We start from the raw sequence: 14,228 nt of genomic DNA, 5'->3' as shown, positions 1-14,228 counted from the left end.
CCGGACATGCCCTTCCATCCCCGGGACCTTGATGCCCTTCCGGCGGAGATCGCCATCTTCCCGCTGCCCGGCGCCCTCATGCTGCCGGGCGGGCGGTTGCCCCTGAACATCTTCGAGCCGCGCTACCTGGCGTTGGTGGAGGCGAGCCTCGCCAACCGCCGCTGCTTTGGCATGATCCAGCCGGACCCCGGCGCCCCCGCCGGGCCCACGGGCCCCGCCCTCTACCGCGTGGGCTGCCTCGGCCGTCTCTCCTCCTTCGCGGAGACGGAGGATGGCCGCATGCTGATCAGCCTCACCGGCCTCATCCGCTTCCATGTGGCGGAGGAACTGCCGATGCGGGATGGCTACCGCCGGGTGCGCCCGGACTATGCCCCCTTCGCCGCCGACCTGGACCGCCCTGCCGCGCCGCCCGTGCTGGACCGCGCGGCGCTGCTGGACCTTCTGCGCGGCTATTTCCGCGCTAAGGGGATTGATGCGAACTGGGAGGCGATCGAGCGGCTGGAGGACGGCCCCCTGGTCGCCACCCTCGCCATGGTCTGCCCCTTCGACCCGGTGGAGAAGCAGGCCCTGCTGGAAGCCGCCGACACGACCGCCCGGGCCGAGGCGCTGGCGGCCATGCTGCGGATGGACAGCCTGCCCGGTCCAGGCCAAGACATGCGCCCGAGTTGAGGCGCCCAAACCGGGCCGCCCGAGCCGAGGACTTCGCGATGAGCCAGACCACGCCGCCCGCCGGCGATGCCACCACCGCCGGCCAGGCCACGGTCGATCCCCGCCTGCTGGAGATCCTCGTCTGCCCCGTCACCAAGGGCCCGCTGCGCTACGACCGCGCGGCCGGCGAGCTGGTGAGCGAGGGCGCGGGCCTCGCCTATCCCATCCGCGACGGCATCCCCATCATGCTGCCCGACGAGGCCCGCCGCCTCTAGGGTTGGAAGTGGGAAAGGGCGTGCCCACCCCCACCGAGATCCGGCTGAACCGCGCCGAGCGCCGGCTGGACGTGGCCTTCGACGACGGCAGCCGCTTCGAGCTTCCCGCCGAGTACCTGCGCGTGGAGAGCCCCTCTGCCGAGGTGCAGGGCCACGGCCCCGGGGAGAAGGTGCTCGTCCACGGCAAGCGTCTCGTCGCGATCATCGGGATCGAGCCGGTGGGGAACTACGCCGTCCGCCTGACCTTCGACGACCTGCACGACACCGGCATCTACAGCTGGGAGACGCTGCACCGCCTGGGCCGGGACTACGGCACCCTCTGGCCCGCCTACCTGGCGGCGCTGGAGGAAAAGGGCCTGTCACGCGACCTGCGCGGCCGTGCTGCCCCGGGGGCCACCCCCAAGACCGCGCCCTAGTGCCGCCGCAACTCCAATCCGCGCTGGGGCTGGCCGGGCTGCTGGCCCTGGCCTGGGCCTGCGGCGGCTTCCGGCGCCCGCTGCCCTGGCGGGCCGTCCTCGCCGGCATCGCCCTGCAGGTGGCGCTGGCCGCCGCCCTGCTGCACATCCCGCCGCTCCGCGCCGGCTTCGCGCTGGTGGGGGATGCGGTGGACGCCCTGGCGCGGGCCACCCGTGCCGGCACAAGCCTTGTCTTCGGCTATCTCGGCGGCGCGCCGCCGCCTTTCGCGGAGACGCAGCCCGGCGGCTCCTTCATCCTCTTCTTCCAGGCCCTGCCCATCGTGCTCCTGGTCGGCGCCCTCTCGGCGCTGCTCTACCACTGGCGGGTGCTGCCGGCCCTGGTGCGCCTCATGTCCCGCGCGCTCCGTGCCGCCTTCGGCGTCTCCGGCGCCTGCGGCGTCTCGGTCGCCGCCAACGTCTTCACCGGCATGGTGGAGGCCACCCTCTTCATCCGCCCCTGGCTCGGCACCCTCTCGCGCTCCGAGCTGCTGGTGGTGATGACGGCGGGCCTGGCCACCATCTCCGGCAACATGCTGGTGGTGTACTCCGCGATGCTTGCCGGGGCCGTGCCGGACGCCGCGGGCCAACTCCTCGCCGCCAGCCTCGTCTCCGCCCCGGCCGCCATCCTCGCCGCCCGCCTAATGCTGCCGGAGGCCGCCGCGCCCGAGGCCGCCGATATCGAGGCGCCCCGCCTCTACGACAGCAGCATGGACGCCCTCACCCGCGGCACCTCGGACGGCCTCTCGCTGTTGCTGAACATCATGGCGGGGCTGATCGTCTTCGTGGCCCTGGTGGCGCTGGCGAACATGATCCTCCAGCCCCTCACCGGCCTCACCCTGGAAGCGATCGCCGGGGTGCTGCTCTGGCCCCTGGCCTGGGCCATGGGTATCGCGCCGGAGGACGCCTCCGCCGCCGCGCGCCTGCTGGGCATCCGCGGCGTGGTGAACGAGTTTGTCGCCTACCTCGACATGGCCGGCCCCAACGGCGCGGCGCTGGCGCCCCGCACGAAGTTGATCCTCTCCTGGGCCCTCTGCGGCTTCGCGAACTTCGCCAGCGTCGGGATCATGGTGTCCGGCATGGGCGCCCTCTGCCCGGAGCGGCGGGCGGAGATCGTCCGCCTCGGCCTGCCCTCGCTCCTCGCCGCCACCATCGCCTGCTGCATGACCGGGGCGACGGTGGGGCTGCTTTCGCCTTAGGTCCGGCATCGCTTGTGGCCCTCAGGGGCCGCAAGCACCGGGCCCGCAGGACAAGTCCCTGCTCAGGCCGTCTCCCTGCTCAGGCCGTCTCCCGGAAGGCCGGCGCGGCGATCCGCCGGGCCTGCTCCACCTTCGCTGGATCTAGCCCCATGGCGTCCACCACAGCCCCGGCGCGCCGCGTGGCCGGGTCGTCCGGTCCCAGCCCGAACCCTTCGAGGAGGGAGGCCAGCCGCACCCGCGCCTCGCGCCGCGGGCGGTCCCTCGTTACCTCTTCCAGCAGCGGCAGCAGCGCGTCGGCGTAGGTGTGGAAGGAGTGGCGGGTCAGCGCCACGGCCTGGCCGCGTGCTCCGAGGGCAGCCGCCTCCGCGGGGTTCGCCTGCACCCATTCCAGGTGCCGCATGGCGTCCAGCGCCTCCGCTTCCGGCCGGCAGGCGAGCACGGTGTCGCCGGGCAACTCGGCGTAGCAGCCGTGGTTCGTCACCAGCGTCGGCCGCCCGGAGGCGAGGGCGAGGATGACGGAGGCCGAGGCCCCCTCCAGCACGGGGTTGCGAAGGCAGGTGATGGCGTCCACGTCGCGCAGCTGCCAGCGCAGGTCCTCGTCGCTGACCCAGCCCGTGAATTCCGGCGGGGCCACGCCGAGAAGCTCCGCCAGGGCCGTCAGCCGCGCCCGCTCCGCCTCCTCCGCCGCGCCGATCACCCGCAGCCGGCAGTGCCCGCGCAGGGTGCCGGAAGCGCCGATGGCAGTGATCACCTGGTCCAGCTGCCGGTTCGGGTTGGCGTAGCCGATGGCCGCCACCGTCATCCGGTTCCAGGGCCGCGGCAGCGGCGGCAGGTCCGGCACCTCGAAAGCCAGCGGGATGGTGGCCACGGGGCCTGGGCAGGCGGCCGCCAGGCGCGGCGCGTAGTGCCCGGCATGGGCCACGGCCCCGGCGCAGCGGCGGGCCAGCCACTCCAGCATGGGGCGGCGCCGGGCCATCTCCTCCATCCCGGTCCAGAAGGGCTCGCCCTCGGCCATGCTCTCCGGCCCATAGAGCTCCCGGGGCACGGTGCTCAGCAGCTCCGGCTGGCCGCTCCAGTGGACGTGGCCGTGAAAGAGGTTGGCGATGAAGGCGTCGTGAAACACGCCCACCGTCATCATCGGGCTGATCCGGCGCAGCAGGGCGCCGTGGAAGTTGTAGTTGTCCCCGATCTGCGCGACCAGCACGTCGAAGCGGTACTCGATCGTGTTGTCGCCTAGCGCATCCATCGGATGCACCTCCCCCGGCGCGGGGCGCGGGGGCAGGTCAGCGAATTCGCCCACCTCCGTCCGCAGCACCGTCACCTCGTGCCCACGTGCGGCCAGCTCCGCCGCCATGCCCTCGCCGAAGGCGGCGATGGCGGAGCGGTCGTTCCAGGGGCCGGCCCAGGCAATGCGAAGGGGCCTCATGCGACGAGCCTCTCGACCGTGGTGGGCCAGTCCAGCCCCTCGGCCTCCATGGCGTCTCGGCCAGCCCTGCCCATCCGCGCCGCCCGGGCCGCATCCGCCGCCAGGCCGGCCATGGCCGCCCCCAGCTCCGCCGGCTCGGGCGGCACGACGCGCCCGTTGTCGCGGTCGCGCACGATGTCCAGCACGCCGCCGGAATCCGTGCTGGTGATCACGGGCTTCGCGGCCTGGAAGGCTTCCATGGTGCAGTAGCCCAGGCTGTCCTCGTCGTAGGGCAGGTAGGCCACGGCCAGGGCGCCGTTCACCATCCGCGCCAGATCCGTGCGGGGCACGAAGCGCAGGTCCAGCGTCACCCGGTCCTCCACCCCCTCCTCCACGGCAAGGCGGCGCAGCGCCTCGGCGTCCGCCGGGGTGTCGGGCGGGCCCGCCACCACCAGCCGCACGCCCGGCGCGTGGCGCAGCGCCCGCACCAGCAGGGATTGCCGCTTGCCCGCGTTCACCCGGCCAGTGGCGAGGATGTAGCCCTCCGCCTCGCCGCCCGTGAACAGCTCCGGGTCGTTCAGCGGCGGCCGCAGCACGCTGCTGTCGAAGCCGTTGTACTGCTTCATCCGGCGCGAGGTGATGGGCGCGTTGGTATGGATGCGCTTCGACTCGCGGAAGGCCTGCGCGTCGCCGGCGCGGATCGCCGCCAGGATCTGCCGCCCGCGCGGGGTGTCCGGGATGTTGCTCCCCCCGACATCCAGCAGGTCGTAGGCCTGGCGGTACTGGTGCAGCACCCACAGCACCTTGTCGTGCCATGGCACCATGTAGGCCGGGAACTTCAGGGCGATCAGGCGGTCGATGTTGGTCAGGCGGATCTGCCGGGCGATCAGCATCTCCTCGATCAACCCCTCGGCCGGGTCCCATGTGAAGGGAAGGCGCATCCCCTCCGCGTCGTGGCCCTGGCGGCGCAGGTTGAGCACGAGATGGTCGAACAGCTCCTCGGCGCCCCCGTGCACGAAGGGCACCATGGTGCTGAGCACGAGCACCCTCATGCCAGCAGCCTTTCGATCGTCGTGTCCCAGTCGATGCCCAGCTCCGCCACATGCTCGCGGGAGGCGGCGCCCATCCGGGCGGCCAGGGCGCGGTCGGCGTAGAGCCGGTCGAAGGCGGCGCCGACCGCAGCGGGGTCCGGCCCCGTCATCAGCCCGGTGATGCCGTCCTGCACGAATTCCGCGACGCCGCCGGAATCGGAGACGGTCACGGTGCAGCGCGCGGCGTGGGCAGCCTCGATCGTCGGGTAGCCGTAGCTGTCCTCGTCGAAGGGCAGGTAGGCGGAAGCGAGGGCGTTCTCCAGCCGGTCCGCCTTCTCCTCCTCCGTGATCCATCGCTCCTCGATCGTCACGCGATCCGCCACGCCCAGCTCCCGCGCCCGCTGGCGCAGCCCCTTCACATAGGCCGGGTTGGTGGAGAGGCCGCAGAGCCGGAGCCGCACGGCCGTGCGCGCGTGCCCCATCGCCTCCACCATCAGGTGCTGGCGCTTGTGGTGCTCCATGCGGCAGACGCTGACGATCTCGTCGCCATAGGCGCCGGCCACGAACATCTCTGGCCGCAGGATGGGCGGGTAGAGGATCTCGCTCTCCAGCGCGTTGAAGCGCCGCAGCCGGTCCCCCACCACGCGGGAGTTGGTGAAGATGCGGCGCGCCTCGGATAGGCACTCGCTGTCGGCCGCGATGATGGAATCGCGCAGCGCGAGGCCGGCAGCGTGGTCGGGGATCGGCCGATAGGCCGTATCCCACATGTCGTAGAAGCCGCGGATATGGTGGATGAACCACACCGCCTTGCGGCGGTGTCGCACCGCATGGGCCGGTGGGCGGATGGTGATGACGTGCTCGAAGTAGTCGTCCAGCCGGATCATGCGGAAGGCCGCGGTCTGGGACAGGATCTCCTCGGGCCGCTCGACGAAGGGCAGCAGGACAGTCTCCACCCTGTGCCCGCGCTCGACGAGCTTCTCCTTCAGCCAATCCACGATGAAGCGCCCGCCGCCGTTCACCAGTGGCATGGCGGAGGAGACGATGCCGATCCTCACGCGCCCGGCTCCCGGCTCATGCTACCCGCAACGCGGGATAGACCTCGACCGGCTGGCGCAGCATCAGCAGGTTGGCCGACTGCACGGCCGCCAGGGCCGGAAGCGGCCGCGCCGGCCGCACCGCGCCCGTCGCCTCGTCCACCTCGTAGGGCGTGAAACCGGCGCCCGTGAACATCGCCATCCAGTCTCCGGGCTGAATACCGGCGCGGCGCAGGTGCTCCGGCCCGAACTCCACCAGCACCGCCATTCCCGGATTTTCCGCGAGAATGCGCCTCATGCCCCGCCACACGTCGGGCTCGAACCCTTCCACGTCGATCTTGGCAAGGTGGATGCGCGTGCCGGGCGGCACCAGATCGTCCAATGTCCGCACCTCCACCGTCTCGCTCCGCTCCGAGCCCGGCAGGGCGAGCAGGGAGGAGTGGCCGGAGGTGACGCCAATATTCAGCTCCGCCGTACCCGGTGCCGCCCCGGCGGCGCAGCGGTGCAGCGCCACGATCCCGTCCAACCCATTCGTGACCAGGCTGCGGCGCAGCAGCTCGGCCAGGCGCGCGGTGGGCTCCACCGCGATCACCCGCCCGGCGGGCCCGACGCGCCGCGCGGCGGGCAGCACCGTCAGCCCGACATTCGCGCCCACGTCCAGCACGGTGTCGCCCTCGCGCAGCACGGCCTGGATCACCGCCACCGTGCCCGGCTCCAGCCGCCCGCCGCTCTCGTAGATGGCGACGATCAGCGACGCGTCCTCGGCGGGGATGAGGAGGAAGCCCTCGGGGAGGCGCATGAGCAGGGCGTCACCGACCGGCAGGGCTGCCCGCGCCAGCAGCGGCTCCGTCCGCTCCCGGACGAAGCCGTGAATGATGTCCGTCCGGCCCTGCACCAGAGCCTGGATCGCGGCCGCCCTGTCGGACGTCAGTTCCGCCAGACGCCCCTCAACCGCCGTGATCTCCTTTTCCAGCCGCTCCTCGGTCGCCGTAACGGCCCTGGTGATCGCTTCCTGCCGTGTTCCTTGCTCGAGCCGGAGCGCGTCGATGCCGAGTTGCAGCGCCTGGATGCGAAGGGTCAGCCGGTCGGTCGCCCGCTCCGAGGCGGCCGCTTCGGACCGCAGGTGCGCCTCCACGCGCTCGACCCGCGCCGAGAGGTCGTCCAGCCGGCCCAGCAGTACCTGTGCGGCGCTCTCCGCGGCCTGCCGCACCCGTAGCTGGATGCGATGCAGGAAGGGCAGGGCAAGCGGACGCAGCCCGCGCAACGCCACCCGGCCGGCACGCCGGAGGATCGGACGGGAGGGCTCAATGTCTGACACGCGCGGCCCCCTGGACCAAACTTGAATGATCGGCGCCGGGCGCCGCCGCGCCTTCATAACGATCTGCCCGGGGGCGGCAAGCGGGGGAGGGGCAGCCCGGACCGATCGGCGTGCCTGCGTCACGCCGGTCGGCGTGCCCGCGTCACGCCGGGCGGCGTGCCCGCAAAGCCGCGGCCAGCGTGCCGTCATCCAGCACGTCCAGCGCGCCGCCCATCGGCACGCCCTGCGCGAGCCGGGTGACGGGTACGGAGAGCGGCCGCAGCCGGTCCGCAAGATAGTGGCCGGTGGAAGCGCCCTCCACCGTCGCGGGCAGGGCAAGGATTACCTCTTCCACCTCCCCGGCAGCCACGCGCTGCACCAGCGGCTGGATTGCCAGGTCCTCCGGCGAGACGCCGCCGAGCGCCGAGAGCGTGCCGCCCAGCACGTGGTACAGGCCGCGATGCGCCCCCGCGCGCTCCAGCGCCCAGAGGTCGGAAACACCCTCCACCACGCAGACCAGCCCGCGCTCCCTCCGGGGATCGCGGCAGATGCCGCAGGGCTCGCGCGAATCGAGGTTGCCGCAGACCCGACAGGGCTTCACCGCCTCCGCCGCGGCGTCCAGCGCGCGGGAAAGCGGGCGCATCAGCCGCTCTGGGTCCTGCAGCATCCTCAGCGCCGCGCGCCGGGCGGAACGCCGCCCGAGGCCGGGGATCCTCGCCAGAAGGGCGACCAGCTGCTCCACCGGATCATTCGGCGGAACCGGATCCGGGCGCATCGTGGAGGGGTCGAAGGGCATCCGTTGCATATGGTGATGATCCCCTTCCGGCGCATCGGACGGCGCTTGCGGGCCAGGGAGAGGAAAGGGATTCTTCCTCTCCCCGGACCCCTCACCATCATCTTCTTCGGGTTGGAACCACCCGGCTGACGGTGCGCCTCGGCTCGATGAGCCGAGGCGACTGCGAGGGCAGGAACGGCACCCTTCCCCGGAGGCCCCATGTCAGGCCGGCGCGGCGGCCGCCAGATGAGGGTTCAGGGGGCGGCGCCCCCTGGGCCGAACCGATCAGAACGGCAGCTTGAAGCCGCCCAGCCCGCCGCCCATACCCGGGATGTTCAGGCCGGAGGTGGCCTTGGACATCTCCTCGGCCATCATCGCCTCCACCTTTTGCTTCGCATCGGCGTGGGCGGCGACGATCAGGTCCTCCAGCACCTCGCGCTCCTCCGCGGCCATGAGGGAGGGGTCGATGGACAGGCCCTTCAGGTCGCCCTTGCCGGAGAGGGTCACCTTCACCATGCCGGCGCCGGCCTGGCCCTCCATGGTGGCGGCCTCCAGCTTCGCCTGCATCTCCTGCATCTTCGACTGCATCTGCTGAGCCTGCTTCAGCATGTTGCCGAGGTTCTTCATGCGGCGGTCCTCAATCCAGGTATTCGGGGAAGGGCGATGGCCCAGGCGGATGGACCAGGCTTCAGGGCCTGTCCATCCCCGCGGGCTCGGCGTCCAGCGGCGCGAAGGCGAAATCGTCGTCATCGACCGGGGCGAAGTTCACGTCGTCCGCCAGCACCACCTCCGGCTCCTCCGCCGGGGCGGCCTCGGGCGGGGGCAGGCCGTAATCGTCCAGGTTGGAATCGCGCACGTCGCGAATCTGGGCGCCGGGGAAGGCCTCCATCACGGCCAGGACCAGCGGGTGGCTGCGCGCCACCTCCAGCCGCGCCTCGTCGGCCGCCCGGCGCTGGGAGGCGAGCGTCGGCTCGCCCTCGGCGTTGGAGAGGGAGACGGTCCAGCGCACGCCCGTCATCTCCTGCAACAGGGCGGAGAGCTGGCCGGGCAGGTCGCGCGGCGCGTCCGGCAGCATCCGCAACTCGATCCGCCCGCCCTCCGGCCGCGCCTCGAAGCGGACGAGATGGACGGTGTGGACAAGGTGCGCGTGCAGCTTCGGCCGGCGGCCGGAAGCCAGCGCCGCCACCTCGCGGAAGGTCGTCGGGCGGGCGAGGGGAACCGCCTCCACCTCCGGCTGGGCCGCCACGGCCATCACGGTGCCGCCCCCGCCACCCGCGATGGCGCGGAACCCGCCGGGCGGGCCCGCGGCTGCCAGGGGGGCGCCCACCGCCTCCGCACCACCGCCCGCACCACCGCCCGGGCCGCCGGCCGGTGCGCCGCCGCCCCCACCGCGCGGCGGCGGGCTAGCGCCGGAGAGGCGGCGCACGATGTCGCCGGGCGTGGGCATCTCGGCCAGGTGCGCCAGGCGGATCAGCACCATCTCCGCCGCCGCGCGCCGGTCCGGGCTGTCCGCCACCTCGTTGATGCCCTTCAGCAGCACCTGCCAGGCGCGGCCGAGCACGGGGATGGTCAGCGTCTCCGCCAGCGCCGCGCCACGGGTGCGCTCCGCCTCGGGCACGGAGGGATCGTTCTTCAGTGCGGGCACAGCCCGGAAGCGGGTGAGGGTGTGGGTCAGCTCCGCCATGTCGGCCAGCACCACGCCCGGGTCGGCCCCGCGCTCATGCGCGCGGTCCATGGCGGCCAGCACGGCGGGAAGGTCGCCCTTCATGGCGGCCTCCATCAAGTCCAGCACCAGGGCGCGGTCCGCCAGGCCCAGCATCTCCCGCACCGCCTCGGCCGTCACGCCGCGCCCGTCCTCGGCCGGCATGGCGATGGCCTGGTCGAGTAGGGAGAGGCCGTCGCGCACCGATCCATCGGCCGCGCGCGCGATCATGGCGACCGCCTCCGGCTCCACCGCCGCCCCTTCCGCCTCCGCGATGCGGGCGAAATGGGCGCGCAGCGTCTCCTGCGGCACGCGCTTCAGGTCGAAGCGCTGGCAGCGGGAGAGGATGGTGGCCGGGACCTTCCGGATCTCCGTGGTGGCGAAGAGGAACTTCACCTGCGGCGGCGGTTCCTCCAGCGTCTTCAGCAGCGCGTTGAAGGCCGCGCCGGAGAGCATGTGAACCTCGTCCAGGATATAGACCTTGAAGCGCCCCTGGCTCGGCCGGAAGCGCACCGCCTCCCGGATCTCCCGCACGTTGTCCACGCTGTTGTTGGAGGCGGCGTCCAGCTCCACCACGTCCGGGTGGCGGTCCGCCAGGATGGCGCGGCACTCCGGGCACACGCCGCAGGGATCCGCCGTCGGCCCGCCATTCCCGTCCGGCCCGATGCAGTTCAGCGCGCGGGCGATGATGCGGGCCGTGGTGGTCTTCCCCACCCCGCGCACGCCGGTGAGCATGAAGGCATGCGCCACGCGGTTCTGCGCGAAGGCGTTCCGCAGGGTCCGCACCAGCGTGTCCTGCCCGATCAGGTCCGCGAAGCTCTTCGGGCGGTACTTGCGCGCCAGCACCCGGTAGGGCTGGGCGGGCTCGGCCGGGCCAGGGGCGGGTGCCGGGGGGGCGGCCACAGGGGCAGGGGGCGCGGCGGGCGCAGGTTCCCCGAACAGGCCGGGCCCCTCCATCGGGGGCTCGGGCAGGTCGTCCGGCGCTTCGGTCGAGAGGTCGGTGTCGCTGGTCATCCGGGCCGCATGATACGCGGCCTGGGCCGCCAGGCATCAAGTGGGAGAGAGGGTGGAAGACCGGACCGCGACCCGGGCGGTAACCCGCCTTGGCTGCTTCCTTCCGGACCTGACCAGGTCGACAGGGCGCCCGTCCGCGACCGGCCTTCCGCGGCGGTATATGAGGGGTGAGCGCCCCGGGGGCAACCGGGGGAAGGCCGCGATGGTGCAACCGCCCGGTCCGCCCGGCGCTTTCCCCGATCGGACAAGTTGGGGCGGGGAGGCGACATGGCCCAGGAAGGCAGTGACGATCCGGGCCATGATCCCGGCGATTCGGTCCCGCCGGGCGTGGCACCGGTGAGCCCGGTGCCCCTGACGGAGGAGGACCGCAAGGTGAAGCGGAAGCTGGAGCAGCTCGGCGGCGGCAAGCCGGTCGAGCGCGGCCAGCCCCAGGGCCAGGCGGAGACGGACGGGCCGGAGCAGCTGGGACGCTGACCCCTCACTCCACCCTGATGTTCTCCGCCCGCACCACCTCCCGCATCGCGACGCGCTGAGCGGCGACGAAGCGGGCCAGTTCCTCCCGGCTGCCGCCGGTGGGCAGCACGCCGATGCCGTTCAGCAGGCGGTCCTGCCGGGCTGGGTCGGCCAGGGACCTGTTCAGGGCATCGTTCAGCCGGTCCAGCACCGGGGCCGGGGTGCCGGCGGGCGCCCACATCGCCACCCAGTCGTTCACGTCGAAGCCCGGGAAGCCCTGCTCGGCCACGGTGGGGACATCGGGCAGGAAGGGCAGGCGCTGCGCCGTGGTGACGGCCAGCGGGCGCAGCCGCCCCTCCCGGATCAGCGGCACGGCCTGGGGGGTGGTGGAGAAGGCCATGTCCACGGCGCCGGCCAGCACGTCCTGCATGGCCGGCGCCGATCCGCGATAGGCGACATGGGTCAGGCCGAGATCCGCGCGGCGCGAGAGGACGGCGCCGGCCAGGTGCGGGCCGGAGGCGATGCCGGAGGAGGCGTAGGTCATGCCGCGCCTCTTCCGCGCGGCCTCCATCAGCGCCGGCAGGCTCTCCGGGCCGGAGGCGAGCACCACCAGCACCTGCGGCAGGGTGCAGAGGTGGCCGATCGGGGCGAAGGCCTTCTCGTAGTCGAAGGAGAGGTTCGTCAGCAGCGCGGGGTTGAGCGCCTGGCCGGAAGCGTCCGAGAGGATCGTGTAGCCGTCCGGCGCCGCGGCGGCGACGGCGGCCGCCCCGATGGAGCCGGTGGCCCCGGCCCGGTTCTCCACCGCGACCGGCTGGCCGAGGATCGCCCCCATCGGCTCCGCGACGAGGCGCGTGGGAACGTCCACCCCGCCCCCCGGCGCGTAGGAGGCGATCACCCGGATGGGCCTGGCGGGCCAGACCTGGGCATGCGCCGCCAGGGGCAGGGCGGGAAGAGCGGCCGCGGCGGCGAGCAGCCGGCGGCGCGTGGGTGCGGGCATGGTTCTGCCTCCGGACGTTTCCTGCCCCCACGTTGTGGGGGCGGAAGGGGCCGCGCAAGGGCGGGGCCTCGAAGGCCGGACCCCGCGCGGAGGGAGGAACCGGCGACCCGCCGGATGGACCGCACCCCCCGGGGCATGGCAGATTCCGCCCCTCCATGCTCACCATCCCCGCCAGCCGCCCCAACGCCTACACCGGCTCTCCGCTCGACCGGGTCTCGGACCGGCGGGAGGACGCCGACTTCGTCGCGGCCGCCCTGGCCGCGAAGGAGAGCCTCATCGTCCCCGTCTGGCGCTCGAAGAGCCTCATGCGCGGCGTCGAGGCGGGCGCGCCGGAGGCGGTGCTGCTGACGCGGGAGGCGGCAGAGGCCGTGCTGATGGCCGGCGGCCCCTGGGCCCTGCTCGGGCTCGACCAGGGCACCCCCGTCTTCGCCGTGGATTGCAGCGCGGCGGAGGACCCCCTGCCTCTGCTGCCCGAGGGCTACGGCGATTTCCACGACCTGCGCGCCGTCGCCGGCCTTCTCCCGCCCGGCGAGGCCTCGGTGCTCGCCCACGCGCGGGGCCTGATGCACTGGCGCACCCGGCACCGCTTCTGCGGCGTCTGCGGCAGCACCTGCGAGCCGCGCAGCGCCGGCAACGCCATGGCCTGCACCAACTGCGGTGCCCAGCACTTCCCGCGCACCGACCCGGCCGTGATCATGCTCGTGGTGAACGGGGACGAGTGCCTGCTCGGCCATTCGACGCGCTTCCCGAACAGCACCATGTACTCCACCCTCGCCGGCTTCGTGGAACCGGGGGAGAGCCTGGAGGAGGCGGTGCGGCGGGAGGTGAAGGAGGAGACGGGCGTGATCGTCGGCGCCGCCCACTACCACTCCTCCCAGCCCTGGCCTTTCCCCGCCTCCATCATGCTCGGCTTCCACGCGGAGGCGCTGAGCCGGGAAGTCACCATCGACCCCGCCGAGCTGCGCGACGCCCGCTGGTTCACGCGGGAGGAGATCCGCAACCCCGAACGCGCCGGCTTCTCCCTGCCGCGGGCCGATTCCATCGCCCGCCGCCTGATCGAGGACTGGCTGGAGCACACGCCATGACCCGCGCCCTCCTCCTCGCCCCGCTGCTCCCGTTGCTGGTCCTGGCGGCCTGCCGTGCCAACGACCCCCTGCCGCCCCCGGCCAACGCGGCGGAGGAGGCCTGCCGGAAGGAGGCGCAGGACTCCACCGCCGTGGACAGGGGCTACGAGCGGATCAACCTGCAGAACGTCACCCAGCGCCAGCGCGTGATGGGCGAGATCGGCCTGGCGGAGCGCGAGGCCTACCTGCGCTGCATGCGCCTGAAGGGCCTTGCGGCGCCGGGCGGCGTGCAGCCGGTCCGCCCGCCGCAGTGATGGCGCCGGGGCCGGGCCGGCGGCACCTCGCCGCCCTGCTCCTGGCCCTTGCCCCCGCCGCGCGCGCCGGGGCAGTGCCGCCAGGGCCGGAGATCGAGGCGGCCTGGGCCGCGCTCGGCCCCGCCGCCCGGGGCTGGTCCCTTCTCGTCTCCCCCGCCTTCCCCCTGGCCTGGCCGCCCGACGGCACGGCCGCCCTGCGCCGCTACGCCTTCGCCTACCGGCAGCGCCCGGGCCTGGCCGATGGCGTGGAGATCGCCGCGCCCTGGGCCGCGGCCGACACACATCCGGGCGCCCCGGCGCGGATCATCCGGCTTGCCGCCGATCTCTCCCCGCTCGGCATCCAGGGCGTCCGCCCACTGGGGGCCGAGGAGACGCGCCTGATCGGGCGCGAGGCGGAGGTGGCCGCCCTTCTCGCCGCCCCGCCCGACGAGGCCGGGGCCGCGCTGATCCGGGCCTTCCACTGCAACTGGGCGCGCCGCCAGGGCGTGGTGGCCCGCGCCATCGCGCCCAGCCACCCGGCCTTCACCGCCTGGCTGGGTTGCGGCTGAAGGCCCGCACGATTTCCGGG

16 protein-coding genes and 1 other RNA gene are annotated in these 14,228 nt (G+C 73.3%); 8 read left to right on the top strand and 9 right to left on the bottom strand.

Annotated elements, in window-relative coordinates; translation table 11 throughout:
* The first annotated feature begins 6 nt into the window (after positions 1 to 6).
* Genes NRP21_RS24710 through NRP21_RS24695 form a run of 4 tightly spaced genes read left to right on the top strand, consistent with a single transcriptional unit; the run spans position 7 to position 2,574 of the window.
* Positions 7 to 669: an LON peptidase substrate-binding domain-containing protein gene (locus NRP21_RS24710; protein ID WP_257718908.1), complete on the top strand. Its 663-nt coding sequence runs from the start codon at positions 7 to 9 to the stop codon at positions 667 to 669.
* Between the two features lie 38 nt (positions 670 to 707).
* The gene (locus NRP21_RS24705) at positions 708 to 923 is read left to right on the top strand and encodes a Trm112 family protein (RefSeq protein WP_257718907.1); all 216 of its coding nucleotides are present in this window, start codon (positions 708 to 710) and stop codon (positions 921 to 923) included.
* A gap of 20 nt (positions 924 to 943) precedes the next feature.
* On the top strand, positions 944 to 1,339 hold the full coding sequence (locus NRP21_RS24700) for a DUF971 domain-containing protein (RefSeq protein WP_257718906.1): 396 nt from the start codon (positions 944 to 946) through the stop codon (positions 1,337 to 1,339).
* Positions 1,339 to 2,574: a NupC/NupG family nucleoside CNT transporter gene (locus NRP21_RS24695; protein ID WP_257718905.1), complete on the top strand. Its 1,236-nt coding sequence runs from the start codon at positions 1,339 to 1,341 to the stop codon at positions 2,572 to 2,574. The genes NRP21_RS24700 and NRP21_RS24695 overlap by 1 nt, the downstream gene beginning before the upstream one ends.
* Before the next feature lie 79 nt (positions 2,575 to 2,653).
* On the opposite strand, the gene NRP21_RS24690 is transcribed toward NRP21_RS24695, so the two are convergent.
* The 8 genes from NRP21_RS24690 to ffs all read right to left on the bottom strand — a co-directional run bounded on the left by NRP21_RS24690 (position 2,654) and on the right by ffs (position 10,981).
* Positions 2,654 to 4,000, bottom strand: coding sequence for a glycosyltransferase (locus NRP21_RS24690; protein WP_257718904.1), 1,347 nt, complete (start codon positions 3,998 to 4,000; stop codon positions 2,654 to 2,656).
* A complete protein-coding gene (locus tag NRP21_RS24685; RefSeq protein WP_257718903.1) occupies positions 3,997 to 5,031 on the bottom strand; it encodes a glycosyltransferase family 4 protein in 1,035 nt (344 codons plus the stop codon). Before NRP21_RS24685 ends, NRP21_RS24690 begins: the two co-directional genes overlap by 4 nt.
* A complete protein-coding gene (locus tag NRP21_RS24680) occupies positions 5,028 to 6,065 on the bottom strand; it encodes a glycosyltransferase family 4 protein (protein WP_257718902.1) in 1,038 nt (345 codons plus the stop codon). The genes NRP21_RS24685 and NRP21_RS24680 overlap by 4 nt, the downstream gene beginning before the upstream one ends.
* 16 nt (positions 6,066 to 6,081) lie before the next feature.
* Positions 6,082 to 7,362: an FkbM family methyltransferase gene (locus NRP21_RS24675; RefSeq protein WP_257718901.1), complete on the bottom strand. Its 1,281-nt coding sequence runs from the start codon at positions 7,360 to 7,362 to the stop codon at positions 6,082 to 6,084.
* 142 nt (positions 7,363 to 7,504) lie between these two features.
* The gene (gene recR / locus NRP21_RS24670) at positions 7,505 to 8,137 is read right to left on the bottom strand and encodes a recombination mediator RecR (protein WP_257718942.1); all 633 of its coding nucleotides are present in this window, start codon (positions 8,135 to 8,137) and stop codon (positions 7,505 to 7,507) included.
* 264 nt (positions 8,138 to 8,401) lie between these two features.
* Positions 8,402 to 8,743, bottom strand: a complete 342-nt coding sequence (locus tag NRP21_RS24665; protein ID WP_257718900.1) for a YbaB/EbfC family nucleoid-associated protein — start codon at positions 8,741 to 8,743, stop codon at positions 8,402 to 8,404.
* Positions 8,744 to 8,804: 61 nt separating this feature from the next.
* Complete coding sequence (locus NRP21_RS24660; protein WP_257718899.1) at positions 8,805 to 10,832, bottom strand: DNA polymerase III subunit gamma/tau; 2,028 nt, start codon at positions 10,830 to 10,832, stop codon at positions 8,805 to 8,807.
* Positions 10,833 to 10,884: 52 nt separating this feature from the next.
* Positions 10,885 to 10,981: signal recognition particle sRNA small type (gene ffs / locus NRP21_RS24655), an RNA gene on the bottom strand.
* Positions 10,982 to 11,099: 118 nt separating this feature from the next.
* On the opposite strand from ffs, the gene NRP21_RS24650 reads away from it, so the two are divergent.
* Complete coding sequence (locus tag NRP21_RS24650) at positions 11,100 to 11,306, top strand: hypothetical protein (protein ID WP_257718898.1); 207 nt, start codon at positions 11,100 to 11,102, stop codon at positions 11,304 to 11,306.
* Positions 11,307 to 11,310: 4 nt separating this feature from the next.
* Here the strand turns inward: NRP21_RS24650 and NRP21_RS24645 are convergent, their stop codons facing one another.
* Complete coding sequence (locus tag NRP21_RS24645; protein ID WP_257718897.1) at positions 11,311 to 12,282, bottom strand: Bug family tripartite tricarboxylate transporter substrate binding protein; 972 nt, start codon at positions 12,280 to 12,282, stop codon at positions 11,311 to 11,313.
* A 155-nt stretch (positions 12,283 to 12,437) separates the two neighbouring features.
* On the opposite strand from NRP21_RS24645, the gene nudC reads away from it, so the two are divergent.
* From nudC to NRP21_RS24630, 3 genes are read left to right on the top strand one after another with little or no spacing between them, the layout of a single operon-like run.
* Positions 12,438 to 13,367, top strand: coding sequence for an NAD(+) diphosphatase (nudC, locus tag NRP21_RS24640; protein ID WP_257718896.1), 930 nt, complete (start codon positions 12,438 to 12,440; stop codon positions 13,365 to 13,367).
* The gene (locus NRP21_RS24635; protein ID WP_257718895.1) at positions 13,364 to 13,660 is read left to right on the top strand and encodes a phosphoribosylamine--glycine ligase; all 297 of its coding nucleotides are present in this window, start codon (positions 13,364 to 13,366) and stop codon (positions 13,658 to 13,660) included. The genes nudC and NRP21_RS24635 overlap by 4 nt, the downstream gene beginning before the upstream one ends.
* Positions 13,660 to 14,208, top strand: coding sequence for a hypothetical protein (locus NRP21_RS24630; protein WP_257718894.1), 549 nt, complete (start codon positions 13,660 to 13,662; stop codon positions 14,206 to 14,208). The genes NRP21_RS24635 and NRP21_RS24630 overlap by 1 nt, the downstream gene beginning before the upstream one ends.
* Positions 14,209 to 14,228 lie beyond the last annotated feature (20 nt).

The sequence above is a fragment of the Roseomonas populi genome, from assembly GCF_024594815.1.
In the GTDB taxonomy this organism is placed as follows: domain Bacteria; phylum Pseudomonadota; class Alphaproteobacteria; order Acetobacterales; family Acetobacteraceae; genus Roseomonas; species Roseomonas populi.
Note: the sequence above shows the minus strand (reverse complement) of the source record. Positions and strands in the feature narration are given on the sequence as shown.

Coding starts and splice junctions, on each gene's coding strand:
- recR (WP_257718942.1), bottom strand. CDS start 8,137: ATGCCCTTCGACCCCTCCACGATGCGCCCGGATCCGGTTCCGCCGAAT.
- NRP21_RS24690 (WP_257718904.1), bottom strand. CDS start 4,000: ATGAGGCCCCTTCGCATTGCCTGGGCCGGCCCCTGGAACGACCGCTCC.
- NRP21_RS24645 (WP_257718897.1), bottom strand. CDS start 12,282: ATGCCCGCACCCACGCGCCGCCGGCTGCTCGCCGCCGCGGCCGCTCTT.
- NRP21_RS24660 (WP_257718899.1), bottom strand. CDS start 10,832: ATGACCAGCGACACCGACCTCTCGACCGAAGCGCCGGACGACCTGCCC.
- NRP21_RS24630 (WP_257718894.1), top strand. CDS start 13,660: ATGGCGCCGGGGCCGGGCCGGCGGCACCTCGCCGCCCTGCTCCTGGCC.
- NRP21_RS24635 (WP_257718895.1), top strand. CDS start 13,364: ATGACCCGCGCCCTCCTCCTCGCCCCGCTGCTCCCGTTGCTGGTCCTG.
- nudC (WP_257718896.1), top strand. CDS start 12,438: ATGCTCACCATCCCCGCCAGCCGCCCCAACGCCTACACCGGCTCTCCG.
- NRP21_RS24685 (WP_257718903.1), bottom strand. CDS start 5,031: ATGAGGGTGCTCGTGCTCAGCACCATGGTGCCCTTCGTGCACGGGGGC.
- NRP21_RS24705 (WP_257718907.1), top strand. CDS start 708: ATGAGCCAGACCACGCCGCCCGCCGGCGATGCCACCACCGCCGGCCAG.
- NRP21_RS24665 (WP_257718900.1), bottom strand. CDS start 8,743: ATGAAGAACCTCGGCAACATGCTGAAGCAGGCTCAGCAGATGCAGTCG.
- NRP21_RS24710 (WP_257718908.1), top strand. CDS start 7: ATGCCCTTCCATCCCCGGGACCTTGATGCCCTTCCGGCGGAGATCGCC.
- NRP21_RS24650 (WP_257718898.1), top strand. CDS start 11,100: ATGGCCCAGGAAGGCAGTGACGATCCGGGCCATGATCCCGGCGATTCG.